The organism is Pyxidicoccus sp. M6 (genome assembly GCF_055568925.1).
Window position 1 is genome coordinate 4760459 of sequence record NZ_CM145714.1, and the last position, 25178, is coordinate 4785636.

At 68.0% G+C, this 25178-nt stretch carries 17 protein-coding genes; 5 read left to right on the top strand and 12 right to left on the bottom strand.

Annotation, left to right across the window (positions count from 1 at the left end; translation table 11 throughout):
• The first annotated feature begins 1 nt into the window (after position 1).
• The gene (locus tag ACVTJA_RS18915; RefSeq protein ID WP_465837968.1) at positions 2-2611 is read left to right on the top strand and encodes a hypothetical protein; all 2610 of its coding nucleotides are present in this window, start codon (positions 2-4) and stop codon (positions 2609-2611) included.
• A 122-nt stretch (positions 2612-2733) separates the two neighbouring features.
• Here the strand turns inward: ACVTJA_RS18915 and ACVTJA_RS18920 are convergent, their stop codons facing one another.
• A complete protein-coding gene (locus ACVTJA_RS18920; protein ID WP_465837970.1) occupies positions 2734-3153 on the bottom strand; it encodes a cupin domain-containing protein in 420 nt (139 codons plus the stop codon).
• 115 nt (positions 3154-3268) lie between these two features.
• Positions 3269-3526: a hypothetical protein gene (locus ACVTJA_RS18925; RefSeq protein ID WP_465837972.1), complete on the bottom strand. Its 258-nt coding sequence runs from the start codon at positions 3524-3526 to the stop codon at positions 3269-3271.
• Positions 3527-3907: 381 nt separating this feature from the next.
• On the opposite strand from ACVTJA_RS18925, the gene ACVTJA_RS18930 reads away from it, so the two are divergent.
• Positions 3908-5104 carry an AI-2E family transporter gene (locus ACVTJA_RS18930; protein WP_465837973.1) on the top strand — a complete coding sequence of 399 codons (1197 nt, stop codon included), beginning with the start codon at positions 3908-3910 and terminating at the stop codon, positions 5102-5104.
• Between the two features lie 80 nt (positions 5105-5184).
• On the opposite strand, the gene ACVTJA_RS18935 is transcribed toward ACVTJA_RS18930, so the two are convergent.
• From ACVTJA_RS18935 to ACVTJA_RS18950, 4 genes are all read right to left on the bottom strand, one after another.
• The gene (locus ACVTJA_RS18935) at positions 5185-8760 is read right to left on the bottom strand and encodes an endopeptidase (RefSeq protein ID WP_465837974.1); all 3576 of its coding nucleotides are present in this window, start codon (positions 8758-8760) and stop codon (positions 5185-5187) included.
• Between the two features lie 243 nt (positions 8761-9003).
• The gene (locus ACVTJA_RS18940; RefSeq protein ID WP_465837976.1) at positions 9004-10503 is read right to left on the bottom strand and encodes an ArnT family glycosyltransferase; all 1500 of its coding nucleotides are present in this window, start codon (positions 10501-10503) and stop codon (positions 9004-9006) included.
• Positions 10504-10579: 76 nt separating this feature from the next.
• Positions 10580-11173, bottom strand: coding sequence for a hypothetical protein (locus ACVTJA_RS18945; RefSeq protein WP_465837978.1), 594 nt, complete (start codon positions 11171-11173; stop codon positions 10580-10582).
• 171 nt (positions 11174-11344) lie between these two features.
• Complete coding sequence (locus tag ACVTJA_RS18950) at positions 11345-12253, bottom strand: sigma-70 family RNA polymerase sigma factor (RefSeq protein WP_465837979.1); 909 nt, start codon at positions 12251-12253, stop codon at positions 11345-11347.
• Between the two features lie 262 nt (positions 12254-12515).
• Between ACVTJA_RS18950 and ACVTJA_RS18955 the strand changes: the two genes are divergently transcribed.
• Together ACVTJA_RS18955 and ACVTJA_RS18960 are read left to right on the top strand one after the other, a co-directional pair.
• Complete coding sequence (locus tag ACVTJA_RS18955; protein ID WP_465837980.1) at positions 12516-14129, top strand: xylulokinase; 1614 nt, start codon at positions 12516-12518, stop codon at positions 14127-14129.
• 23 nt (positions 14130-14152) lie between these two features.
• Positions 14153-15682, top strand: coding sequence for a pyridoxal phosphate-dependent decarboxylase family protein (locus ACVTJA_RS18960; protein ID WP_465837981.1), 1530 nt, complete (start codon positions 14153-14155; stop codon positions 15680-15682).
• 71 nt (positions 15683-15753) lie between these two features.
• On the opposite strand, the gene ACVTJA_RS18965 is transcribed toward ACVTJA_RS18960, so the two are convergent.
• The 5 genes from ACVTJA_RS18965 to srmL form a co-directional block, all read right to left on the bottom strand.
• On the bottom strand, positions 15754-17682 hold the full coding sequence (locus ACVTJA_RS18965) for a hypothetical protein (RefSeq protein ID WP_465837983.1): 1929 nt from the start codon (positions 17680-17682) through the stop codon (positions 15754-15756).
• A gap of 9 nt (positions 17683-17691) precedes the next feature.
• Positions 17692-19299: a c-type cytochrome gene (locus ACVTJA_RS18970; RefSeq protein WP_465837985.1), complete on the bottom strand. Its 1608-nt coding sequence runs from the start codon at positions 19297-19299 to the stop codon at positions 17692-17694.
• A 105-nt stretch (positions 19300-19404) separates the two neighbouring features.
• The gene (locus ACVTJA_RS18975; RefSeq protein ID WP_465837986.1) at positions 19405-19632 is read right to left on the bottom strand and encodes a hypothetical protein; all 228 of its coding nucleotides are present in this window, start codon (positions 19630-19632) and stop codon (positions 19405-19407) included.
• A 155-nt stretch (positions 19633-19787) separates the two neighbouring features.
• Positions 19788-20936 (bottom strand): hypothetical protein, encoded by a 1149-nt coding sequence (locus ACVTJA_RS18980; protein WP_465837987.1) that lies wholly within the window; start codon positions 20934-20936, stop codon positions 19788-19790.
• Between the two features lie 387 nt (positions 20937-21323).
• A complete protein-coding gene (gene srmL, locus ACVTJA_RS18985; protein ID WP_465837988.1) occupies positions 21324-22466 on the bottom strand; it encodes a PheS-related mystery ligase SrmL in 1143 nt (380 codons plus the stop codon).
• 389 nt (positions 22467-22855) lie between these two features.
• Between srmL and ACVTJA_RS18990 the strand changes: the two genes are divergently transcribed.
• A complete protein-coding gene (locus ACVTJA_RS18990) occupies positions 22856-23257 on the top strand; it encodes a hypothetical protein (RefSeq protein WP_465837990.1) in 402 nt (133 codons plus the stop codon).
• Between the two features lie 281 nt (positions 23258-23538).
• On the opposite strand, the gene ACVTJA_RS18995 is transcribed toward ACVTJA_RS18990, so the two are convergent.
• A complete protein-coding gene (locus ACVTJA_RS18995; protein WP_465837991.1) occupies positions 23539-24864 on the bottom strand; it encodes a hypothetical protein in 1326 nt (441 codons plus the stop codon).
• Positions 24865-25178 lie beyond the last annotated feature (314 nt).

Sequence of the window (25178 nt, forward strand, 5' to 3'; positions counted from 1 at the left end):
CATGCGACAGGTGGTGTGCATCACGCGGGAACCCCATGGATTGGTGGCCCTCGTCCTCTCCGAGGCGGGGGCTGAACCCGCGCTCGCCCGGGTGCCGCTCCACGAGCTCGGTGAGCGGGACGCACCGGGACGCTCCGCGCTCCTGGCTGCATGGGAGGCCCTGGCGCGGTCGCGTGGCGCCACCGCCGAGACGCTGACACACGTGCTGCGCGTGCTGCTGGGAACGGTGCAGGGGGATGACGTCCCCTCTCGCGCGCTGGGGCATCCCTGGGTGGAACCGCCTCCCGAGCCCTTCCGCCGGACGGCGGCGCATCCGCGTGGCTATCGGGGCACCATCCACCAGCCACCCAAGCGGCGGCAGCCGGAGGCCCTCGACGTCCGGCTCCATCTGCTCCATCGCAGGGATATCCAGGCGCTGCTGGAGGCCCTACGCCCATGTCTGGCGGAGGCCGTGGGTTTCATGGAGTCACAGGGCTTCTCCGCCGAGCGACTGCGGCGCATGGCGGCGGCGCTGGAGTCCTCCGCGCGCGCCGATGCCGCGCTCGCCTACCACCACGGCTTCACCGAGGCGCGAGGCGCCGAAGTGCCCGCTGCATTCATGCGGCTCGGTGCGCTGCTCGCGGGAGGTCCGGAGGGAAGCTTCACGCGGCTGCTTTCGCTGCGCGGAAGGCTCGCCATCGACACACAGTCCTCCGTCTTCGCGGCCGCCGCGCGGTTGCTGCGGCGCCGGGGGCCGGGCGCGGGCCTTCCCTGGCTGGAGCTCGCGGCGAAGCTGCCGCCGGAGTCTCACGTCTCGTTGCTCTCCGCGCTCCTCGAGCCCGGTACGGACGGCGCGGATGCGAGCTCCTACGACCTGGACATCGAGCCATTCATCGCCCACGAGTCCCTGCGTCGCGTGCAGTACCTCCAGGGGCTCGCGGCGGGCTACTCGCGCGAGTACCTCAGGAGCGGCTTCAGGCTTCTCGAAGCCTTGGGCCTGGGCAGCCGCTCCTGGCTCGAATGGCCCATGCGCAGCGGCCCCGTCCCGGAGGAATGCCTCGTGCAGCTGAGGGGCCCGCTGAAGGCCGGAGGCTCCGGGGCCTATTCCCTGCCACGTCTCTGGACCCTCTGCGGTGAGCTGCCGGGCTTCGGGGAGAGGCTCGCCGCCCTGCCGTGGGAGTCACTGTCCCCGGCCGCCGTCCACGAGCTGGTGGAACTGCTGGTCTCGCTCTGGGACTCCCAGGTGGAGCGCGAGGTGCGCCTGCGTTGGTGGCGCATGGCGCGTCGTGTCCTTCCTCTGCTGGCTCGGCAACTGCTGCGCACCCCGGCCAGCCATCAGGCCCGCTGCGTCCACATGGTCTACGCCGCGGTGGCGTACGACGCGCCGCCATGGACTGCCCCCGAGGTCCGGGTGGCCACCGTGCTCGCCTTCTCCGAGCGCGTCTGCAAGCCACCATTCCAGGAAATGGACCGGCTGTCCTTCGCGCTGGAGCCGCTGCTCTGGCACACCGAGCCGGAGGTCCAGCGTCGCTTGCAGTCCATCTCCGAGCGGAGCCTCCTCCGCTTCGAGCACTGCTGTGCCCGGAACACCCAGGCGGGGTTGGTGGGCGAGGGGATGGCGCTGTTGGGGCCCCACGACGTGGGCCTCGTCCTGGACGCGCTGGAGCGCTTCCCCGACGTGCTCGGACGCACGGCACGGCTCCTCGGCTCGCTGCGGCGGCACGTGGGCCGACAGGTGCTCGCCGAATTCGCCCGGCATCCCCTCGTGCGCGAGGACCCCTTCGCCCTGCCCCCCGAGCGGATGGTGGCGCTGCTGGGACAGCACTGCACCGACGGCGTGGAGAGCCCGCTGCCGAGGAAGGCGCGGCTCGCGCTGGAGTCGGGCAGTGCCCTGCCGCCCGCGCAGCTCGAACGCGCGCTCCGTGTGGCCTCGGAAGCGCTGCCCCGCCTGCGTCTCCAGCTCCTCGCCCGCATGGCCGTGGACAGTCTGCGCGGTGGCCTCCCAGCGGATGCGCGGGACTCGCGCGTCCTCCATGCGCTCCAGATGGCGACGCTCATCGAGGACAACCGGCGCCCGCTGCGGCGGCTCTTGTCCCGCTACTTCTCCGGTGAGCGCGACTTCGCCCTCAGGCATCCCCGCTCTCGTGAGTGGTTCCAGCGTCATCCTCGCGTCGACGCGGAGCGCTGGCTCACGGGCCCGGTGTGGAAGCGCGAAGTCCCGGGCCTGGGGCCTGTGACGCTGGCGCTCGAACAGGACGTGCTGGAGGCACTGAGGCTCGGCACGCACGTGGGGAGCTGCCTCGGCCTCAACGCCGTCTGTGATTATTCCGCCGCGGCCGTGGTGCTCGACGTGAACAAGCGCGTCCTCTACGCGCGCGACGCGCAGGGACAGGTGCTCGCGCGGCAGCTCCTCGCCATCTCCGCGGATGACAGGCTGGTGCCCTTCAGCGTGTACCCGGAGCGCGCCCCGCAGGCGCTCCACTCACTCTTCCTCGAATACGACTTCGCCTTTGCCGAGGCGCTGGGGCTGTCGCTGTCGGACGGCCCCGGCTACCCGGAGGTGGAGAACGTTCTCTCCGAGTCCTTCTGGCACGACGGAAGCTGGGACCTGGGCGGGCCTCGCGAGGAGTGAGGCGCACGCACCGCGTGCCAGGCAGGCGCGATGCGAACCCTGCTCGCCGTCCCATTCCTGCTACCTACGACAGCCACGTCCCGCCCGAGCCCGGCGCGTCCTGCACGCCGTGACTGCGGCGCTCAGTGGATGCCGGGCGCCACTTCCTCGGTGCTGCTCGCGTACCGCGTGCCCGACTCCTCGCGCCGCGCGTATTGGGACATGCCCTCGAAGTCCACCATGGTGCAGGGCTCGTCGCCGAGGACCCACGCATCATGTCCGGGAGGGATGACGACCAGGTCTCCGGGGCCCAGCTCCGCCCGCGTGCCGTCATCCATGGCGACGGCCAGCCGGCCGGAGAGGACGTAGCCCGTGTGCGAAGCCTGGCAGCTCTCCGTGCCCGCGATGGGCTTGACGTCCTTGGACCATTGCCACCCCGGTTCGAAGACGCCGAAACCCGCCATGCTGCCGCCGCCGAAGTCGAAGATGTCGACATGCCCGTGCGCGAGGAAGGGCCGGCGCTCGTCCGGTGCCCTGGCATGTTTGACGATGAGCTCACTCATGACGCGCTCCCCAGCGCCCGTGAGCGAAGCACTTCCGCGCGCCACCGCCCACGCGGCGCCCCTGTGTTTCCCATTTGAAACTAGGGGCGCGCCCGGACTCCGGCAGCACCCGGGCTCAGGCGAGGAACTCGAGGCGCATGGACAGCCCCGCCTCGAACTCCGGCGCCTGGCGGAGCTGCTCCAGCACCCCCTGCGTGCAGTGCAACGTCACCTGCGGCAGCGTGCCCGGCTCGCTGATCCACCGCACCGCGCTCATGAGGTGCCTTGCCTGGAGGAAGCCCAGCACCGCGTCGCGGAAGCGGCGGCCCTCCTCACACCCCTCGGCGTGGAGCCTCGCGCGGTCGGGAGCAGGCGAGGGAGCGCTTGCCCGCATGCCTCGTCCACGTCGCGACAGCGAACGCGACGGGCGAGGACTCTCTCGGGGCATGACGATGGCTTCAATCCACATCACGTCATCCTCCGCGCACGGCGGTTACAACCAGCTTAGAAGATTATCGGACAGGGTCGGGTCCCGGTTTCTTGGAGTCGGTGTCGCACTGGAGGGTGGGGCCGACCCGCCCCAATGGCACGGGTGGGCCGCAAGGCCCCTGGTCGTCGCCTCGGAAGGCAGGCTGACAACCTGGGGCCTGCTCGCTCGGCTGCCCTCACGCGGACGCGCGGAGCGCCGCTGTTCCCGCGCACTTGCGGACGTGTGCAACGAGCGCACGCCGTGGAGCGCCTGCCATGCGGGCCGCCACTTCCTACCTTGGGGGACATGAAGTCCTCGCGTCGGCAGCTCCCGGTCTACGTGCCTCCGCGCACGGTGTGGTCCGTGGGGCTTCAAGTCCTCCTGCTCGCCGTGTGCTGGCTGGTCATCCGGCAGCTCTATCCGGTGCTCACGCTGCTGGCCGTGGTGGTGCTGCTGTCCATCGCCCTGGACCCGCTGGTGCGCCGGCTGGAGCGCTGGGGGCTGAAGCGGGGACTCGGCGTGGCCGTGGTGGCGCTGATGCTGCTCGGAGTCATGGGCGTGCTGGTGGGGACGCTGGTGCCCATGCTGGTGCAGCAGCTCCAGTCCCTGGTGCAGTCCACACCCGAGTACCTCCAGCAGCTCTCGCGGAAGGACTGGGTGCTGGACCTGGGCCGGAAGTACAACGTCCACGTCCGTCCGGAGGACCTCGTCCGCTTCGAGCCCGCGGACGTGGCGGACCGGGTCATCGACGTCCTCTCGTCCACGCTGGGGCTGGTGGGGGCGGGCATCACCGTGGTGGCGCTCACCGTCTTCAGCCTGCTGTTCGGCGCGGACCTCTACGAGAGCATCCTCCAGTGGGTGTCTCCGCGCCGCCGTCCGCGCGTGCGCCTCCTGGTGGGCCGCATGCGCGAGGCCGTGGGCAACTACCTCGCGGGCACGCTGCTGGTGATGACCATCGGCGGCACGGTGGCCGCCATCGTGGCCCTCGTCCAGGGCGTGCCGTACTTCCTCGCGCTCGGGCTGGTGGTGATGCTGCTCGGAGTCATTCCCTTCCTCGGCAGCGTCATCAGCGCGGTGCTGGTGGCGCTCACCACGCTCGCCACCGTGGGCATGAAGAAGGCCCTCATCGCGCTGGCGTTGTTCATGGTGTACCAGCAGCTCGAGTCCAACGTGCTCGGGCCCATGGTGCAGCGGCGCGCCATCCGGATGAACCCGCTGCTCATCTCCATCGTCGCGCTCTGCGGCGGCGCGCTGTCCGGGCTGGCCGGCGTGGTGCTCGCCGTGCCGCTGGCCGCGGCGGCGCAGGTGCTGGTGCAGGAAATCCTCCGCATCCGCCACGACGGCTGGAAGCAGGCGCACCGGCGCGAGCTGGCGCAGCACGAGCCGGGCCGGAGCGCGGCGGAGGTGGGGCTCCTGTACGGCGGCCCCCTGGATGAACCGCGCCGCGCGCACCCGCATGAGCCGGAGCACCCGGACATGCCGGAGCACCCGGGCCGCCACTGAGCACGCGCGCCCGGCAAAAAGCGAAGGGCCCCCGGACGCGCGTCCCGGGAGCCCTTCATTCACTCAGTCGTCAGCGAGGGTCAGCGGTCGGCCGGAGCCGCGCGGCCCTGCGCCGTCGCCTTCTTGCCGGACGGGCTGGCCGCCACCGCCGCGCCGACGCCGAACACCACGTCGTCGCGGTCGTTGTAGCTGCCGGAGGTGCACGCGCTGGCCGAGCCGCCGTAGCGGAACTGGGCGCGGATGGCGTGCGTGCCGGTCGTGGCGCCGAGGTTGAACGTGTGGGTGAACGTCTTCGACACGGCGCCCGCGGTGCAGGCCTGAGCGGTGGTCAGCGCCGTCCAGGCCGGAGTCCCGGCGTTCGTCGTGTAGTACAGGTCGAAGTAGTCCGTCGTGCCCCAGCACCAGACCGTCACTTCCACCGTCACCTGCTTGCCGACGGCGAACGGGCCCTGGTCCACCGTCTTGATGACCACCCGGTCGATGCTCTCGTCGGAGTGGAACGTACCGGAGGTGCCGTCCGCGCACGAGTCGGCGATGGTGTTGGGCTGGTTGGCCTCGACGCCGCCGGACATCGTGCCGCGGCCGTTGACCAGCGTGGTGCCCGTGTCGCAGCCGCACACCGTGCCGCACGTCGGAGCCTGGCGGGTGGTGTCGAAGGTGGCCGCGACAGGCGTGCAGACGCTGGTGGTGGTGAAGCTGTTGGTGGCGCTGTAGGCGCCGGTGCCGCAGCTATCCGCCGCGCGGGCCCGCCAGTAGTACACCGTGGAGCTGGACAGGGCCGGAGACACCGTCCAGTTGCTGGAGGTCAGCGTGGTGCTGGAGCGGACCACGTTGGTGAACGCGGAGTCGGTGGCCACCTGCACTTCGTAGCGGGTGGCGCCCGTCACGTCGGACCAGTCGAGCGCCGCGCCCGTGGCGACGCCGGTGGCGCCGTTGGCGGGGCTCGTCAGCGTGGGGGCGGCCAGGGTGACGCAGCCGCGGGTGGTGAAGGAGAACGCCGAGGACCACGCACCGGTGCCGCCGCACGAGTTCTTCGCGCGCACGCGCCAGAAGTACGAGGTGTTGGCACTGAGGGCCGGCGACGTCGTCCAGGTGCTCGTCGTCAGCGTGGTGGCGGTGGCCACGACGTTGGTGAAGGCGGAGTCGGTGGCCACCTGGACCTCGTAGGTGGACGCGCCCGACACGTCGGCCCAGTCCAGCACCGCGAGCGGCTCCACGCCGGTGGCGCCGTTGGCGGGCGTGGACAGCGTGGCGACACCCGGCGCCGTGCAGGCCGGCGTCGCGCAGCTGCAGGTGCTGGCGCGGCCGTAGCAGGCGTTCGAGGAGGCCGGGACGACCGAGTAGCAGTACTGACGGCCGTTGGCGACCTCGGAGTCCGTGTAGCTGGTGCCGGTGACGGTGGCGATCTTCGCCTTGCCGAAGTCACAGCCGGCGAAGCCCTCCGTGCGCATCACCCAGTACTCGGAGGCGCCCGAGGACGTGGACCAGTTGAGGGCCACCTGGCCGTCGCCCGCCGTGGCGGTGTGCGTGGGGGCGGCGGTGGGGCCGGCGGAGCAGCCCGCGTTGGTGGGGGCCGGCGTGGTGCAGGCGATGTTGTGGCGGTTGTAGGCGTTGTAGATGGCCGTCATGTGCGGCGTGCCATCGTTCAGGTTGCCGTTGTCGTCGTCCGCGGCCAGCCACTGCATGTAGCCGTTGGTGGCGCCACAGCCGTCGGAGGTGCCGGCGGTGCAGTTACAGCCGTGCCACGTGCCGATGTTGCCGCTACCTTGGTAGAAGATCTTGTTCGCGGTGATGAAGGCGGTGTTGGAGTCCATGTTGAAGGGCGCCGCCGTCAAATCACGCGTGACGAGGTCCCAGGCGGCCTGGCGCGCGGGAGACGCGGCGCAGTGCACCTGACGGCCGCAGGGGCCGGTGCTGGAGCTGCACATGGGGCACACGAAGTTCTGCGGCGTGGCCGGCACGTTGTTCACGCTGGCCGCCCAGTCCGCATCGCGCACGCCGGAGCACTTCGTGTTGCACCACGACTGGCCGGAGACCTGCGACTCCTGCTGGTTGTAGCCAGAGCCGTCCGGCGTCAGGCCGCAGCCGCGGTTGCTGGTCTGGAAGAAGCCGTAGCCCACGCAGGACGTCTGCAGGCGGTAGATGGCGGCGATGTCCGCGTAGCCCTCGGAGGAGTTGGACAGGGTGCCGTTGGAGTCGAAGTTGTCCATGCCGTGGCCCCACTCGTGGTCGAACACGGCGCCAATCTCACCGGTGTTCCGGCAGCCACCGCCGCTGCGGTAGAAGTTGACCGTCGAGCCGTTCCAGAAGGCGTTGCAGGTGCTGTTGATGTTGACGTTGGCGGTGAGCTGACCCTGGAGCCAGGTGTTGTTGGGCAGCCAGCCGCGGGCCTGCTCCTTCAGCTTGCCCAGCTCGTAGAAGCTGGAGCGCGACGCGGCCGTGTTGCCCGTGGAGCTGCCGGAGGGCACGGTGCAGTCGTGGTCGTTGTTCACGCCGCCCAGGTCCAGGTTGCCCGTGGACGTGCTGGCGCTGACGGTGCCGCAGGTGTCCGTCACGCGGACGTACTTGCCGTTCAGCGTGGTGGTGGAGGTGCCGGAGCTGAAGTTGTAGATGCCGGCGCCGTCCGTGTAGTTGTTGGGCGAGGCGAGGCCCGTGTTCGCCCACGGCATGGGCGTGTTGGGCTGCATGGTGCCGCACACCGTGTTGTCGGCGCAGGTGCCGATGTTGGTGGACGGGTAGACGCCACCCACGTACTGCGCGTCGAAGTAGTGGTTGTCGTCCTCGATGGCGATGGTCTCACCGGACTGCGCGTCCACCGTCACCTTCCAGCGCTGGTGGGCGTTGGGGTCCTGGAAGCCGTAGGTGTAGACGAGCTGGTGCTCGTAGCCGGTGCCCACGGCGCCGCTGAAGGACTCACCCTGGCGGGCGACGGGGGCCACCTCGAGGACGGGCTGCTGCCACAGGCTCTGCGCCACCGGCGCGAAGCCGATGAAGCTGCTGCCGGCGGACAGCGCGTCCTGCGGGCCGAAGGCGGGCTTCGTGTCGATGGCGACATTGGCCCACGCCTCGGTGCCCAGGAGGATGAGGTTGCCGTGGCTGATGGTGGCGGCCACGCGGCCGTGCCGCACGGCGATGCCATTCACCTGCTGGGGAATGTGCACCTGCCACAGGTGCTCGCTGACCTGCGTCACCTTGGGCTGGCCGAGCTGGAGCAGGTCGATGTTGAGCGCGGCCTGGTTGTCCGCGATGAACTTGAGGACGAGGTCCTCGATGACGGACGCATCCACGGCCGCGATGGAGCGGCCGATGGACTCGCGTACCTCGTCCATCGTCACCTTGTTGTTGAAGCCGTCACCCGGGATGAGGGGGATGACACCCTGCACGGCCGTGGGCGAGCCCGTGCGCGGGTCGATGTAGACGTTGAAGTCCTTCCCGTTCCTGGCGAAGAACGCGTCCCACGCGTCCTCCGTGGTGGCGGCCATGTTGCGGCGCGCCGTGTCCAACGGAACGTTCTGGATGGGCAGGTACAACTCAGGCTTGAAGAAAGCCTTGCTCGCGACTGCGCTCTGACCGCTCTCCGGGGGCTGCAACGCCCAGCTCGTCGCAGCTCCCAGGAGCAGGACGAGACATGCTGCTGACACCTTGGTGTGGCGCATGCGTTTCTCCTCGACGGGACCCCAGGGCCTTGAGCCCGGGATGGCTCCACAGACGGAGCCCGGAGAACGCCTTAGCCGATCACCCTACAAAATCTGAATACGGGTAATTCCAAGTGATACCGACAAACGTCGTAACAAAATGAAATCAATGGGTAGGAGTGTTGACTGGTGAACACTACCCAAGACGGATTGTGAAACCCACCGCGCCTCGGAGCGCGAATCGTCAACACCTGGAACGGATTTTTATTGACGGGGCCAGATTCTCACCCAGTCGTCCTGGATGAGCTTTCCGCTGGCGCTGTCGGTGCTACCGCTGGCCATGAAGCCGCGAGGCGCACCCAGTGCGAGGGTTCCGGCCTCCACCCACAACAGCAACAGCGTTGCGGCGGCGAAGGCGGGCAGCCGCGGGGCCAGCGAGGGCCGGCGCGCGGCGAGGGCGACGAGCGGCAGGAGCAGCAGCGGGAGGAGCGCGGGGAAGATGGCGAGCAGCCCGCGCGTGTAGCCGAAGAAGGCGAGGGTGATGAGGGCCCGGTGCAGCACCACGGCGGTGAACAGCGCCCAGGTGCGCCAGGGTGGCAGGAGTGACAGGGTTGCACCTGCGAGGAGGAGCACCAGGAGCGGCCACTTGAGCCACGCGCTCTCGGGGACGAAGAGGTCCACGGGCGCGCGGTTGCCGCTCAGGCCGGACGGCAGGTTGGACGCGCCGAAGCCCAGGCCCAGCCCGTCCAGCCAGCGGTCCAGCTTGGCCACGCAGAGGCGGGCCGCGTCGGCGGGGTGCTCGCGAATCCAGGTGAGCCCCTCTGCGTAGCCGTGAAGCAGCAGGCGGCGCTGGGAGGGGTTGGCCACGTCCAGGTTGCCGTCCTGGCCGAGCCGGTTGACGGAGTCCGGCGTGAAGCCGCCGGTGGCCCCGGCGTGGTTGGCCATGGCGAAGTTGATGGGGCCATAGACGGTGACGGGCGCCAGCTCCGGCAGCGGCTCCAGCTCCGGCGTGCGCGCGTTGATTTCCGCGAGCACGCGCGCGTTGTGCACGGCCCACGGCGCCAGCACGAGCGCGCAGACGAGCCCCGCCGCACCCCAGCGCGCCGCCAGGGCGGACAGCGGCGTCGTGCCCCGGTACAGCCAGGCCCACGCGAGCAGGAAGGGCCAGAGGTAGAGGTGCTCGGCGCGCGTCAGCGAGCCCAGCCCCATGACGAGGCCGAGCAGCACGGCGCCGCCCCACGTGGGCCCGGCGCGATGTTCGAGCATCAGCGCGCAGGTGGCGGACAGGAAGAGGGCGTAGAGCACCTCGTTGCTGTACGTGGTGGAGAGCACCAGCCAGCCGAAGCTGGACGCGAAGAGGGCGGCGCCGAGCAGGCTCCAGCCGGTACCGAGCGCCTTGCGCCACCACACCCACGTGAAGGCCACCGTGGCGGAGTTGAGCACCGCGAGCACGAGCTTGTACGGGTACGCGCTGCCCTGCGGCTCGCCCATGAGGCGGTAGAGCAGGCCCAGGCACCAGGGGAACAGGGGCGGGTGGTAGGGCAGGGTGGCCTGCGCGGGCCGCTCCCGCGCCCAATCGAGCGCGTACCCGTGGAAGAAGCGCGCGTCGCCGTAGAAGAAGATGGAGAAGGGCCAGGTCCGGTCCGGCGACGCCTGGAGATAGAGCCAGCGCATGAGCAGGCTCAAGCCGAACACCGCAGCGGCACCCAGGGCCACCGGGTGCCGCGTGCAGAGCTCCCGCACGCTGATGAAGAGCCGGCGCATGTCACCCCCAGGGGGAATCCCGCCCGCCGCCAGATGCGCTCGTGGGGCGGGCGTCTTCTTCAGGGGAACAGCAGTATCAGAAGACGAAGATGGACGGCGGGGTGGTGCTGGTGAAGAAGTTGGTGAAGCTCGCCGAGTAGTAGGTTCCCGACTGGCCGTTGATCTTCCCGCTCTTCGTGCCGAACACGCTGACGTTCGTGCCGCTCGTGCTGATGCCGAGGCTGCCCGTGAGGATGTTGCCCGTCATGTAGTCGCAGTAGATGTCCGCGTTGCGCACGGTGGCCAGCGTCGTCGGGTCCACGTGGCGCAGGCCGTAGATGTACGCGGCGGAGCCGCTCCAACCATTGCGCATCACGAAGCCCACGGCGAGCCCCAGGTCCGAGCCGACAATCGCCACGTCGGTCGGCGCGCTCAACGGGACGCTCTGCACCACCTGCGAGATGCCCGTCGTCAGGGCGCAGGCGGTGCCCCCCGTGCGGGTCACCACGATGTTGTACTGCGGCGGCGCGACGCTCGTCTGGACCGACGCCACCGAGTAGTCACAGCCCTGGGACGTCGCCGTCGTGAGGCGCGCGGTCTGCTGCGCCAGCGGCTCGCCCTCCTCCTCCTCCTGCTGCGGGCCACCACAGGCGCAGATGACGAGAGCCAGGCCCAGACACGCTGCACGCATGAATCTGTTCATTCTGTGAATTCCTTTTCTTCCTGGGAATTCAAGTACCTTAGCAATCCTCACCGGTGGGACCAAGGTGAGGTCCTGGTGGGCGAGCCGTTTCTGGCGACGTTGGGGCGCGTTGGGGCTCAGGCGCCGAGGTCAGCGTGCGGCGGCCTTGGCCGGTCTGGTCTACCCGGGCTTGCTCAGCAGGGAAGGGAGGCTCAGGTCCAGCTCGCCGTGCAGCGCTCGCATCAGGCTGTGCAGCTCGCCGGAGGACAGCCGGAGCCGCTCCGCCAGCCGCTGACGTGTCCCCTCGAGCGCTGTCTCCCGGGCCCTGGACACCCAGCGCGACACGGTGGACTTGTGCGTCTGGTACATGATGCCAATGCGCTCCAGGCTCAGTCCCTCCACGGCGTGCAGGCGCAGCACGGTGCGCTCCCGCGCGGGCAGGGCATTGAGTGCCTCGGAGAGCGCCGCCTGGAAGTCCTCGCGGTGTTTTCTGCGCAGGTAGTCCAGCTCGACGTCCGTCGCGCCCGCTTCGGCCGGGAGCGGCAGTGCCTCCGCCTCTTCCTCGGCGTGGGTCCTCCGGCGTTCCGCGCGCTGGAGGTTGAGGGCCGTGCGCACCGCCGCCGCCCGCAGCCAGGCCGTGAGCGGACCGGTGCCCTGGTATTCCGCCACGCGCGCGGGCCGGCCTCCTTCCGGAACCAGGAGCCGCTCACGCAGGCGCTGGAACACCTCGGCCGGCTCCACTCCGGTCTCCCGCAGACGCGCCACCGAGGCCGCTGCCTTGGGCAACACCTGACTCTCCAGCGCGGCATGCGCCGCGGGGTCACCTCGCGCGCAGGCACATGCCAGAAAGAGGTCCGAGGCATGCACGGATGCGAGCACCCGGGCGGGGTCCTCGTCCGGCGGCAGGCACCCGGCGAGGTGCCGCAGGAAATCCTCCTCCGCCAGGGACACGCCCGGCCAGGCCCGCTGTCCCGCGGCATACAGCGAGGCCAGCACGTCCTCCAGTCCGGGGAGGTTTGCGTAGCCACTCCGGGCGCCAGGCCCCAGGCGCTGGAGGAAGACGAGCAAGCGGCTCTGCTGCGTTCGCATGCGCACCTCGGCACGGCGCGTGCCTGGACCGGCACGACTCACGTCTTGTTACCCCGCCCCGTGCTCTCGTTTCCACCCGACCCTCACGACCCCTGTCCCGGGCGCGGATGCGCGCTTCCAGAAGCTGGCCGCTCGCTTGAAGTAGAGGGGAGGGCGTGCGCGGGGGGCACGCCCACGGTTCAGAAAGACAACGATTTACGGCACGCGGCTGGCGGGTTCTGTTACGCCCTTCCTAGAGTCGGGCGACTCCTGAGCCCTTCGCATGGAGGACCGCGTGTCCCACGCAGGTGAGAAGTCCATCCTGGCCATCGATCTCGGCACCTCGGCCGTGAAGCTCGCGGTGGTGACGGTTCGCGGGCGCATCCTCGGTGGAAGCACGGAGCCGTTGGAGCTCTCCCTGCTCCCCGACGGAGGCGCCGAGCAGGACCCCGAGGCCTGGTGGCACGCCATCATCGCGGGCACGCGGCGGCTGCTCGGCTCCGGCACCGTCCGCACGGAGGACATCATCGGCGTCAACTGCAGCTCGCAGTGGTCCGGCACCGTGGCCGTGGACGCGGCCGGAAAACCCCTGTGCCCCGCCCTCATCTGGATGGACTCGCGTGGCGCGGCCGAGGTGAAGCGCGTGGCCAGCGGCTTCATCCCCATCGAAGGCTACGGCATCCGCCGGCTGCTCACCTGGATTCGCCTGTCCGGCGGGGCGCCGAGCCTGTCCGGGAAGGACCCGGTGGGCCACATCCTCTACCTCCAGCGCGCGCAGCCGGACGTCTACCGGAACACGTACAAGTTCCTGGAGCCCAAGGACTGGCTCAACCTGAAGCTGAGCGGCCGCATCGCCGCTTCGTACGACTCCATCACCCTGCACTGGGTGACGGACAACCGCGAGCTCAGCCGCGTCACCTATGACGACCGCCTCCTGCAAATCACGGGGCTGGAGCGCGAGAAGCTGCCGGACCTGGTGCCCGCCGCCACGGTGCTCGGCCCGCTTCAGCCCGAGGCCGCGCGTGCGCTGGGCTTGCGCGAGGACGTGCAGGTGGTGACGGGCGCGCCGGACATCCTCGCCGCCGCGGTGGGCTCCGGCGCGGTGCGAGACCACGAGCCGCACCTGTGCGTGGGCACGTCCTCGTGGCTGAGCTGCCACGTGCCGTACAAGAAGACGGACATCTTCCACCAGATGGCCTCCGTGCCCTCCGCGCTGCAGGGGCGCTACCTGCTGGCCAACGAGCAGGAGTCCGCCGGCATCTGCCTCACCTTCCTCAAGGACAACATCCTCTACGGCCGCGACGCGAAGCCGGGCGAGGCCGAGGAGGACGACTCGGCGGAAGTGTACAAGCTGATGGAGCGTCAGGCCGGCAGCGTCCCCGCCGGCAGTGACAGGCTCATCTTCATGCCGTGGCTCAACGGCGAGCGCAGTCCGGTGGATGACAAGGCGCTGCGTGGCGGCTTCTTCAACCAGTCCCTCAAGACGACGCGGGCCCACATGGTCCGCGCGGTGATGGAGGGCGTGGCGTACAACTCGCGCTGGCTGTTCACCTACGTGGAGCAGTTCGTGGGACGCAAGCTGGACTCGCTGCGCATCATCGGCGGCGGGGCGCGCTCGCCGCTGTGGTGCCAGATTCACGCGGACGTGCTGGGCCGCACGATTCAGCAGGTGGACGAGCCCGTGCTGGCCAACGCCCGGGGCGCCGCGTTCCAGGCCGCCGTCGCGCTGGGACAGCTCACGGTGGATGAGATTCCCTCCCTCGTCCCCATCGCCCGCACGTACGAGCCGGACCCGAAGAATCGCGCCCTCTACGACGAGCTGTTCCGCGAGTTCGTCAACCTCTACAAGGCCAACAAGGCCATCTTCGCGCGCCTCAACCGCGCCCGGAGCGCGTGAAGCCCCGGAAAGGAACCCCTGCCATGGCACTGCCCGACCCGAAGTCGCTGCGCCTGTTGAACCACGTGCCCCCGCGCCTGCTGTCCGCGGCCGAGCGCTACCTCAAGGCGGTCCCCGTGGTGAGGGATTTGCTCTCGAAGGAGACGGACTCGCTCTTGTCCGAGCTGGAGGGAGACCTCAAGCCGTACCGGGGAAAGCTGCCCTCGTATGACCATCTGCCGGTGACGGGGCGCTCGCGCGAGGAGGTGCTGAAGGAATTGCAGGCGCTGGAGGCGAAGGAGGAGGTGCGCTGGCGCGAGGGCAAGGTGTCCGGCGCCGTGTACAACGGGGACTCGGAGCACATCGACTTCCTCAACCGCGTGTACGGGCTCCACTCGCAGAGCAACCCGCTGCACGCGGACCTGTGGCCCAGCGCCACCAAGTTCGAGGCGGAAGTCGTGGCCATGACGGCGAGCATGCTCGGGGCCGACGCGGCCAACGCGGGCAAGCCGGCGGAGGAGCACATCTGCGGCTCCATGTCGTCCGGTGGCACCGAGAGCATCATGCTCGCCATCAAGACGTACCGGGATTGGGCGCGGGCGACGAAGGGAATCACGAAGCCGGAGATGGTGGCGCCGTCCAGCGCGCACCCGGCGTTCGACAAGGCGGCGCACTACTTCGGCGTGAAGATGGTGCGGGTGCCGGTGGGGCCGGACTACCGCGCGGACGTGGCCGCGACGAAGAAGGCCATCAACCGCAACACGATTGTCCTCATCGGCTCCGCGCCGGGCTTTCCCCATGGCGTCATCGACCCCATCGCCGAGCTGTCCGAGTTGGCGCGGCGCAAGCGCATCGGCTTCCACACCGACGGTTGCCTGGGCGGCTTCGTGCTGCCCTTCGCGCGGAAGCTGGGCTACGAGGTGCCGCCCTTCGACTTCCGGCTGCCGGGCGTGACGTCCATCTCCGTGGACACGCACAAGTTCGGCTACGCGGCCAAGGGCTCGTCCGTGGTGCTCTACCGGGGGACGGAGCTGCGCTCGCACCAGTACTTCACGGCGACGGACTGGCCGGGTGGCATCTACTTCTCGCCGACGTTCTCCGGCAGCCGGCCCGGCGCGCTCATCGCCACCGCGTGGGCGTCCATGGTGAGCATGGGCGAGCAGGGCTACCTGGAGGCCACCCGCCGCATCCTGGAGACGGCCGACACCCTCAAGAAGGGCATCAAGGCCATTCCGGAGCTGCACGTGCTGGGAGACCCGCTGTTCGTCATCGCCTTCGGTTCGGAGGCGCTGGACGTGTTCAAGGTGATGGAGCAGATGAGCGCGCACGGGTGGAGCCTCAACGGCCTGCACAAGCCCGCCGCGGTCCACCTGTGCGTCACCTTGCGCCACACGCAGCCCGGCGTGGCGGAGCGGTTCCTCAGCGACTTGCGCAACGCCGTGGCTCACGTGAAGGCGAACCCCGGCGAGAAGGGCACCATGGCCCCTGTCTACGGCATGGCGGCCAGCGTTCCGTTCCGCGGGCTCGTGAGCGATTTGCTCAAGAAGTACATGGACCTGCTCTACAAGGTGTGACGGTCCTCCGGACGCTGCGCAAAAAGAGAACCCCCGGAACCTCCCGAGGGTTCTCGCTTTTCACTGCACTCTCAGCAGCCGCCCCACCAGCACGAAACATTGTCACGGAAATACCTGGCGGCGTCCCATTTCGGGGTTGAGACTTGCTGGATATCTTGACGCAAGCCCCAGTAGCCATACGAGCCATCAGCAGCGATGTTCGTGAACAGAACCATCGTCTGGGGGCCCGCATCCTTCCATTGGGTCAGGTATCGGGTGTACAGGCTGCCCATGCGCGGATCGCTATTGGCTTTCCGGAACAGAGCCTGGACAGCCGGATGGTAGAACCAGACCTCCTCGCCGCCTTGGACTGTTTTTTCAGCAAAGTCGAGCAGGTGCTGGCCACCCTCATACCCAAGTAGGATTTTGCCATATTTGTCGGCCACTGCCTTGTTCTGCCTCGTCCAGTTGATGGACTCTGGCAGAGAGACATATTCCAATTCCTCGAAGAGGGCCCCCAAGCCACCATCAGAATCGCCCAGCCACTGCATGACCGTGCGACCATGGCGGTCAAAATAGGGTGCCGGGTCGTGTCCATTGCCATCGGAGTCGACGTTCCCGATTTCTCCGCCGAAATAGGGAGCAATCGCAATGGCGTCAAACACCTGATCGCACGGCTTGCCCAACACATCATCGGCCACCGGGCACTTCAGAAGCATGTGCTCGTTTGTCCAGGCATTGGCCGCCCAGCCGCCCATGACGCATTTGACAGCAGATGAATCCGCGCCAAATTGCGCCTTCACGAGCTGACAGATTTGAGACGCCCGCAGGCTGTAGTAGTTGAGCTGTTTGCTCCAGTCGCTGCACTCGGAATCCTCACTTGCGCGACAGCAAGCGCCGGATTCCCCGGTCTTGCAGTCGGGGAAGGTGGCCTTCCCCCGTGCTGCAAGCCAGCTCGAGTTCGGAAAGGCACCGTTCCAGGGTTCATTCCCGTATTCAAGGTACAGGGTCTGACCTGGCGTCAGGCGACTCTTCGCCAGCTTTCCAAAGTTGATGGCAACGCTATCCTGAGCGCGGTATCCGATATTGATCCAGGGATCCGCACCGACTTCGTCGGCCAGGTCAAACAGCACAGGAAATGGAAGGCCTTCGTACTGGGTGTAGCTGACATCCTCGCGTTTTGCCCGGTCGCTCCAGGCAACCAGCGTATGTCTGGGGTCACCCGTGCTGCTGTCCTTGTCAGTGCAGTTCGTGCACATGGTATCCATGAAGCGCAGAACCCGCATGCCTTTCAGGCCCGCCACGAAGCGAGGATGAAAGACATGTGTCTTGGCATATTCTTCCATCGGGGTGAAGGTCCCCGTGCATTCAGCGGCCGTTGGCGTGAAGTTGTCCGGCTCGTTTGAGCAGGCCCCACCCGGAGGAATCACGCGAATATTGCGGAGGTGGTTGTCCGGGTTCGTTGTCGTGATCGTCAGATTGAACTCGTTTCCTGCGGTGTATTTGACGACATCCCGGCCAGGAACTGAGCCTGCCTTTGTCACGCCAGTGTAAGCCAGCGTGCCCTCGCCATCGTAGAGAATGATGTATTCGCCCGGATCGGACTTCGAGTCCGGGTGTAGGACGATTGCTCCGACCGCTCTGTATTTGACGCTCGTGTCGTTCGGAGCAGGCAGGGACAAGGGATAGCCATTGGGGTCCAGGTTCAGCTTGCTCTGCTCGCCCGTGTCCCAGGCTGCAAAAGTCCCCCAGCCGTTGGGATATGCGCGGAAGTTCCTACATCCGTCTCTTTCGACCTGGTTGTTGGAGTTCGGGTCGCATCTGGTCATCCAGATTCCAAATGGGCCAGAAGCCGCCTTCATGACGTTGGTGAATTTCAGCTCCGTGCCCCAGTAGTTGGCCGCGTTGATATTCACGCCAAGTCCGGAACGTGCGTGGACCGTTTCGGGCAGAGCGAAAACAGACAGCATCAGTGCGGCCAGGGCAAAGTGAAGCCTTTGATTTTGCGTGCTGTGTTTCATTTTGTATTCTCAAAGGGGGTACGTCGTCGCCGAGCACGGGTTCGCGTTGCAGTAGAGCTGCTCGTTCGTATGGCTCGCGGGATAGTCGAGGGAGTAATCGTATCGGGCGGCGAAATTGACGAGCCTGGTGCCGCGGTCGGCCATCTCGTCCAATGAGTAGGGAGTGCCGTTCGGGTTGGCCTGCACGGGGCCGGTCAGGAATGCCGAGACCTGCGCATCCTCGCCGGCCAACCTGGGGCTGATGTGGAAGACCGTCGGGTTTCCCGTCTCCGTCGAATGGCAGCCGCTGCATGTGGCCGCGGCGGCCTTGTGCCGCTTGGTCTCGCCGACGTTGCTTATCGTCCATACCGTGCTGCTGGTGAAGCGCGTGAACTTGGCTCGGAGCCCGTACCCGCCGGATTTCAGGTCCTGCCCGTAGGGCAGACCCTCTGGTGATGGGTATCGGTTGTTCCCGCAGCGCGCCGACAACTCGTCGACCTCGGCCTGTTCGAGCTTCCGCTCACCCAGCATGAACGTGAAGTGGAAATCATTTGCAGCGTTGTTCCACTCCTCCAGGATTCGATTCTTGAGGGTGGTGCTCCCCTGGGCGCAGAGAATCGGCTCTCGGCGGAGCTTGCGCGTCGCGATGTTCCACTGGTCGTTATGGTAGAACTCGCGGTACTCGAATTCGTTGGTGAATGCGCCCGTGGTCGGATCGTAGACCCGCTCTCCGGTTCGAAGCGCAAGGAGGTTGTCTCCGGTGGCGAACAGCTTGACGATCTTGAGCAGCAGCGCCTTGTAGTTGGCGTCGGTGTGAGGATATCGGGAGAGCTCGCGCCAGAGCTTTGCCCAGCGCGCTCGTCCGTCTCTCCATGCGTCGTTGCCCGCGGGCCCGGCCACGTAGTTGAACTCGGTATCGAGCTCGTACGTGGTGCTGCTGCCGACGGTGGTCTCTTTCAAGGCTGGCAACCGGTATTCTATGATGAGCGTCATGGGGTACGGCGTGCTTCCGTCGACATCCTGGTTCAGTCCGAAGACCAAGCGTCCCTCCCCGAACCATCGCCGCTCGCTCCCCGCGAAGTTTCCGCCGCCGCGGGTATCGACGTCACCGGCGATATCCATTCGGTTGACCACCGCGAGAAGGCGGAATGGACCGTTTTCGTCGCCGGCCGCCCACGGGGTCAGAATCCGCTCTTGAAACGTGTTTCTGATTGTTGGAGTCGTCCCGACTTTGACTCGGGGCCAGGCGTTGTGTTCGTTCACGTCATTGGCGCCTCCCTGGAATGGATTGCGCACGAAGCTTTCCAGCTCCTTGGGCGGGTCGCCGGGGCGGTCCTGGCAGATGTGGTAGTTGATGAAGTTGCCGTTGTCCTTGAGCAGCCTTCCGAGCGTGAACAGCGGTTTCACCGAGGAATAGCCGGCCTGCCTGGTGATGAGGAGGCTCCTGTCATTCACGAGGGTGGGAGTCGGCAGGCTGTTGTCGAGCGTGATGGTGGCAGTGCCGTTGAGCGACACGTAGGGACTACAAACGGCTTCCTGCGACCGCCCGGTGGCGCTCTCGACAGCGGCATCATCGACGGAGCCCGTTTCTGGCTGGCACGCCCCCATGGCGACGAGGGCCGGGAGTGCGAGTGCCATGAGGAGCCGTGGTCTTCTTCGGTGGTGATTTCGTGTCACGGTGGAATTCCGGGAAGGGCGCGGAATCGCGCTTTCCCGCATGAACACGGGGCCCCCGAAAAGGTTTCAGGAGGATGGGTGTCCGGGCTGCGCCTGCGGTCGTAGGAGCCAGGGTGTAAGGCCCGGGCCGTCTTTCGCCACCTCGAGCAGGTCCTCGCGGCTGGGTTCCAGCCAGCGGGTGATGCGCCGCCCGCGCGCCTTGTCACTCGAAGAAACCCGCGTGCCTTCCGGCGCGTACGGCTCCAGCTCCTTCACCCGCTCCTTCAGCGAGGGGCTCGCGTCCCGTTGAGCCATGGGGCTCGCCGTCAATGGCGGCGTGCCACCATGGCTCCAGCGAGGTTGGACCCCAGGGCCATGTCGCAATGCTTCAGTGAGGCCGTGCTTCCCGGGTTGCGGCACGGTGCTTCAGTGGCGCCATGCCGCCATGGTGGGCACGTGTTGGTCGAGCCTCACTCCGCCAGCGGGTTGAAGTCCTCCGGAGGCGTGAGGAAGAAGTACTTGTTCTTCCAGTCCCACATGAAGGGGATGTGCAGCTGGCGGTCCCGCTCGGTCGTCCCTTCGGCGGCCTGGATGTTGTAGATGCAGACGGCGCGGGCTTCGGCAATCTCCTGCATGAGGTCGTGCCCGGCCGTCCCGCCGATGGTCAAGTCACACGCGGCCTGGTCCGTGACGTAGCTGGCCATGGTCAGGGCCGCATCTGGAGCGTCATACCGGCGGATGACCTCCGCCGCGTCGAAGGAGAGCCACGTCTGCGCAATCCTCTCGGCCTCTGCCTGCGCGGCCGCCTGACGGTTCGCGACGGAGATGTCCCTCACGCGGATGAAGGAGGCCCACACGTCCTTCATGCCCTCGACCGCCGCAAGCGCGTTGAGCTTCACGTTCGCAGGCGTCCAGTCCCACTGACGGCTGCGCCAGATGATGTCACCCGTCGACAGGTAGTCCAGGTTGAGGTCGGCGGAGAACGGACGGGTGTGCGAGTGCTGGTCGCTGTGCATGGAGCAAAGGTAGGTCTTCATCCCGCGCACCCGCTTGTATCCGTCATCCAGCTCGCGCACGGAGTGGTCCGAGCTGAAGGAGTCCTGGAAGAGGTGCATGGCGCGGCCCGCGAGGAAGTACGGCCGGTCGACGGTCACCGCGGCGGAGAAGCCGCCTCCATCCCACGCGCGCAGGGTGCCTTCGGGCGCCATGGCCGCCGCCACGAAGTACTGGATGAAGCGCTGCGCCGAGTCCTCCATGGCTACCACGGCGCCCTCACCGCCCTCGTCCCCACGCTCACGGACGTAGTGGTCATGCTGCACGTCATCCGGAAGCTGCGCCACCGCGTCGAAGCAGTTGTAGGACGCCGTCTGCGATTTGGTGACGTTGAAGCCCCCGATGTCCACCCAGCGCTGGCCGAGGACCGCCGCCAGGACCTTGGAATAGCGCGCTTCGTAGCGCGTCTCCGACACCGTGGCCTGCTTGAAGGCGGAGAGCTGGGAGGACGTGATGTACGGATTCACCGCGCGAGGGAATGGCTGACCATTCGCAAGCGGCTGGTTGCGCGGGTCTCCCGCCGCATCCCCTGCTGCGTCCCCGAGCACCTCGTGGGCCGAACGCACCGTCAGCCACTCGTGTCCCTGGGGAGTTCCGCCCGAGCCGAGCACTCCAGCTCCCTGCGTAAAAGCCATCGCGTTCGCGGACACCATCACCGCCGCCGCCACGAACACACCGCACGAACCGCGCACCACACCGTTGTTCTTGAAAATCATTGCACGCCAGGAAGATGAACACCCGCACACCGGTGCGGAATGAGCGCGCGCATCTACACCAGGCCACGACGGACGTTCAAAACACGAGATATTTGTAGACTAATAATAACAGAAATGATGGTTATTTGGATGACCAATAAGGATTGATTCGGGAGTCAATGAGCACTCGGCTTTGTCTCACCTCCGTGTTGGTCACCGGCGCCGGTGGAATGCCCCACCGGCGCGATGTCTCCAGGCTCAGTGTGGCCGCTTCGCCCACTCCCACGCGCTGCCCTGGTGGAGTGCCGCGTAGATGTCGTCGCGGAGCGTGTTGCACTCGTCATGGGTGAGTGTGCGGTCCAGCGCACGCAGCACCACGCGGAGCAGCACGTTCTTCTGACCCGGAGAGACGCCCATGCGCTTCACCGCGCTGGGCGGCAGGCCGGAGTACGGCGTCTCCGAGAGGACCTGCACGCTCTCCACCAATTCCGCCCGCTCGCCCAGCGCCGCGCGCACGGCGTCTCCGAGCTCCTCGGGTGTCTGCTGTTCATCCAGGACGATGGACAAGTCCCGCCGCACCTCCGGCATGGAGGACACGGGGCGGTACGGCTCCAGGTCCTGGAGTTGTGAAGCGATGCGCGGGTCCGCCGAGCGCAACAGGCGGATGTCGTCCAATCCCTTGCGCAGCATCAGGATGCGGTCCATGCCCAGGCCCATGGCGAGGCCCGAGGTGGTGCGCGTGTCGAGGCCGCTCTCGTCGAGCAGCGCGGGGAGCGCGAGGCCGCACTCGCCAATCTCCACCCACTCGTTGCCTTCGAGGACGTCTATCTGGAGGCCGTCCGTGGTGTACGGGTGGACGGCCGGGGTGAGCTTCAGCTCGCGTCCCGGGAGCAGCGCGCGGACCACGGTGGAAATCATGGCGCGCAGGTCGTCTGTCGTCAGCGGTGGTCCCCGGCGGATGCGCCAGAGGTCCATCTGGTGGGGCTCGCCGGTGTGCAGCCGGTCGATGCAGTCGCGTCGGTAGACGAGGCCGGGGCACGCCAGCAGCGCGTCTCGAGGCGGCGCGACGGAGACGCCGCGCAGGAGGCCTGGAATCATGGCCGACGTTTGTGAGCGGAGGAGGGCGGTGTCACAGACGTAGCGTGAGTAACGCGCATCCCGGGCGGCGCCGCCCGGCGGGTAGTGGAGCCGGTCGTAGTTGTCCGCGATGGAGACGATGGGGCTCTGGCGGTGGATGCGCACCTCGCAACCCCAGGCGGTGCGCAGGGCTTCGAGCGCGGCGGACACGAGCTGCTGCATCGCGTGCGGGCCGGTGGTGGGGTCGGTGAGGTCGCGGACGGACAGGGCGCGCCGAAGCTCCTCGGCGCTGAGGATGGAGACGGAGACAGAGACGGACGACATGGAGAACCTCTCGGGTGGAATCGCGGTAGGACGCAGCGGTCTCCGGGACGCCGGGCGGGGAAGCCGCCATGCGCCGCCGGCTTCGGATGTCCCCCCGGCGAGCTCGGGAGGGCGTCGCGCCTGACGGCGGTCCACCAACGAGAGGGGCGTGCGCTCAGTCGAAGTGCACGGCCTCCCGACTCCCAAACGGGGCCGGGGGGCGGCTAAATCGACGTGCGCTCACGACGAGGTGCATGACGACAGGATTAACGATGCCGGGGGCTCCTGGCAAGCGGCCGGGCCAACTTCATCGCCTGAGAAGCCGGGCCGATGACGCGGGCCCAGACCCGGGCGGACACCGGGTCTCTGCGTTGCGGCTGCTCCAGGCCCCGCGTATATGCGGAGACATCGTGTCGCTGGTCCTTCGCCTCTTCACACTCGCTCTTCTGCTCGGCTGGCAGGCCGTGGCCATTGGTGCGAGTGGGCCCGCGCACTACTGCCCGAAGCAAATCGAGCGGCGCTCCACCCATTGTCGCTGCCCTCATGGGCTGGAGAAGGCGGAGCAGTCTCCGCATGCGCAGCAGATGCTGCGAATGGATTGCTGCGACGAGCCGGGCTGGCGGTTGCCCGCGCCGGTCTTCGCGGACGTCTCCAGCACCTCGTTCCTTTTGGCCGCCCCGCAGGTCCTGCCTCCCACGTGGCTGGACGTCCCCCCACCCGAGGGTGGGCCGCTCCCGTCACTCGCGTTGTGGGAAGTGCCGCGAGCCCAGGGGCCACCTGTCTTCCTCCGTATCCGCACGCTCCTGCTGTGAGAGCTCCTGGCTCCAGGACGAGGCCCTGCCACGTCCTGAAGCAAGCACGCCGAAGCCGGCGTGGTGGACCCGCCCGGGTTCGCCGCCGGTGTCCGTCAAGCCAGCATGCATTCCCACAGCATTCAGAAAGAGCCAGGTCGGATATGTTTTTGGAACTTCTCGTCGGTATCTTGGTGATGACGCTTCTCATCGTGGTGTTCGGGCCCGCTCTGTGGAGCTCGCGGCTCAGCCTCACCGAGGAGCAGAAGCAATGGGAGACGCAGGGCAAGAAGCGCCCCGGTTCAGGGCCCTGACGCTTCGGCCGAGGGCTTGCGCACGGTGACATCGCCCGTGCGCTCTCCCGGGGCCTGCGTCCAGCCCGAGGTCAGCTCCAGCTCCCAGCCATCGCCGACGAGCCGGCCGTCACGCGCCTCGAAGGGGAGGGGCACCGTCGCGCTCTTCCACTTCGTGTCCACCAGCACACCCGAGCGCGCCACCAGGCTTCCCCAGCCATCCACGATGCGCGCGCCGGGGTAGACGGTGCCCACGCCCTCGATGGGCACCATCTCCGAGGTGTTGAACTGGATGCGCATCTTCTCGAACGGCAGCCGCAGCACGGGGCCGTCGATGAAGCGCTTGCGCATCGTCGCGAGTCGCTCAAGGGTCGAGCGCTCTCGCTCGGCCTCGTGCTGCTCCAGTTCGGGCGCGCCGTAGGCCTTGCCGCGACTGGCGAGCAGCTCCTCCGACGGAGGCTTCGTGTCCAGGGACAGCGCTCGGGCCAGGAGGTCGCCCAGGTCCGCCCGGTCCAGGGCCTCGCGTCGCCAGCGCGGGCCGGCCGCATCGTCGAGGAGCAGCCCGTACGCGGGGCCAGTGGCGTGCACGAAGAGGCGCACCAGGGAGGGTCGCTCAGTGGCTTCCGCCATCGCCTTCTTCACGAACGCAAGGCGCGAGGCGGCGCTCTTCGCTCCCAGCCGCACACCGGTGTACTCGGCGAGGCCCTCGTTCTGTTCGAGCGCGCGTTCCTCCTCCTCGGCCTTCGGGAAGAGAGCGCGGCGGGCCGAGCGGAACGCGAGCGCATCCTGCACGGCGGCGCGGCGTGCGGCTCCGCTCGACTCCAGGGCCCGCGTGAGCGCCCTCCATTCGAGCTGTATCAGCGTCCGGCCCCGGGCCGTGTCGAAGTGCGCATTGGGCCTCTCCCCTGTGGTGAGCCCCATGCGGCGCTGGAGGTGGTGGAAGGCCTCGTGCGCCATCAAGACGCGCAGGGCCGTTGTGTCCTCGGGCAGGGGCCAGAGCAACTGTACCCAGAGGGTGCCCGCCCATTCCGTGGCGGTGTTGGCGACCGTCACCTCCGGCGGCAGGTCGCCGGTGAACGGGGGACCCGGGGACTTGCCCTGCTTCGGGGCCTCGCTCGCGACGAAGCGGCGGCTCTGGGCGTCCACCACCATCACGGGCGCGCAGATGGAGTCGCCCCAGAGGGCGCCCGCGTCCGCGCGGCAGGTGCGCTCGAGCTCCTTGATGGCTTTGGTGACTGTCGCGACGTCGGGCCCCGGAGGCGCCGCGAGGGCCATGGCCGCGGGCATCAATAGGAGCGACAGCACGAGACCTTGAAAGCGGGAGCGCGCACCCATGCATCCTCCTTGGCGAGGGACACCGCAGCCTTGCATGGTACGCAGCGCTCTCGGGGCCATTTCCCGCTGGGACCGTGCGGGCGCTGGCCATGTCGTCGTGGCGCATTTGCGACGAAGCACGCCACGCCGAGGGCATGCCGCTCACGCGGCGGTTCGCCGGCCGTTTGTGCAGGCGTTCTGGGGCGCCGTGCGCGCCGCGTGAAGCCGGTAGTCCTCGGCCCAAGCTCGACCCACCTGAGAAGTTCCCTCCTCAGCCGCGCCGGTGGCCGAGTACGCTGCCCTCTTGCCCGACCGTACTGGCTCCGCAGTGGACC

What these genes read in the sequence shown, in the direction of transcription:
- ACVTJA_RS18915 (WP_465837968.1), top strand. Translation starts at nt 2, where the DNA reads ATGCGACAGGTGGTGTGCATCACGCGGGAACCCCATGGATTGGTGGCC.
- ACVTJA_RS18920 (WP_465837970.1), bottom strand. Translation starts at nt 3,153, where the DNA reads ATGAGTGAGCTCATCGTCAAACATGCCAGGGCACCGGACGAGCGCCGG.
- ACVTJA_RS18925 (WP_465837972.1), bottom strand. Translation starts at nt 3,526, where the DNA reads ATGCGGGCAAGCGCTCCCTCGCCTGCTCCCGACCGCGCGAGGCTCCAC.
- ACVTJA_RS18930 (WP_465837973.1), top strand. Translation starts at nt 3,908, where the DNA reads ATGAAGTCCTCGCGTCGGCAGCTCCCGGTCTACGTGCCTCCGCGCACG.
- ACVTJA_RS18935 (WP_465837974.1), bottom strand. Translation starts at nt 8,760, where the DNA reads ATGCGCCACACCAAGGTGTCAGCAGCATGTCTCGTCCTGCTCCTGGGA.
- ACVTJA_RS18940 (WP_465837976.1), bottom strand. Translation starts at nt 10,503, where the DNA reads ATGCGCCGGCTCTTCATCAGCGTGCGGGAGCTCTGCACGCGGCACCCG.
- ACVTJA_RS18945 (WP_465837978.1), bottom strand. Translation starts at nt 11,173, where the DNA reads ATGCGTGCAGCGTGTCTGGGCCTGGCTCTCGTCATCTGCGCCTGTGGT.
- ACVTJA_RS18950 (WP_465837979.1), bottom strand. Translation starts at nt 12,253, where the DNA reads ATGCGAACGCAGCAGAGCCGCTTGCTCGTCTTCCTCCAGCGCCTGGGG.
- ACVTJA_RS18955 (WP_465837980.1), top strand. Translation starts at nt 12,516, where the DNA reads ATGGAGGACCGCGTGTCCCACGCAGGTGAGAAGTCCATCCTGGCCATC.
- ACVTJA_RS18960 (WP_465837981.1), top strand. Translation starts at nt 14,153, where the DNA reads ATGGCACTGCCCGACCCGAAGTCGCTGCGCCTGTTGAACCACGTGCCC.
- ACVTJA_RS18965 (WP_465837983.1), bottom strand. Translation starts at nt 17,682, where the DNA reads ATGAAACACAGCACGCAAAATCAAAGGCTTCACTTTGCCCTGGCCGCA.
- ACVTJA_RS18970 (WP_465837985.1), bottom strand. Translation starts at nt 19,299, where the DNA reads ATGGCACTCGCACTCCCGGCCCTCGTCGCCATGGGGGCGTGCCAGCCA.
- ACVTJA_RS18975 (WP_465837986.1), bottom strand. Translation starts at nt 19,632, where the DNA reads ATGGCTCAACGGGACGCGAGCCCCTCGCTGAAGGAGCGGGTGAAGGAG.
- srmL (WP_465837988.1), bottom strand. Translation starts at nt 22,466, where the DNA reads ATGTCGTCCGTCTCTGTCTCCGTCTCCATCCTCAGCGCCGAGGAGCTT.
- ACVTJA_RS18995 (WP_465837991.1), bottom strand. Translation starts at nt 24,864, where the DNA reads ATGGGTGCGCGCTCCCGCTTTCAAGGTCTCGTGCTGTCGCTCCTATTG.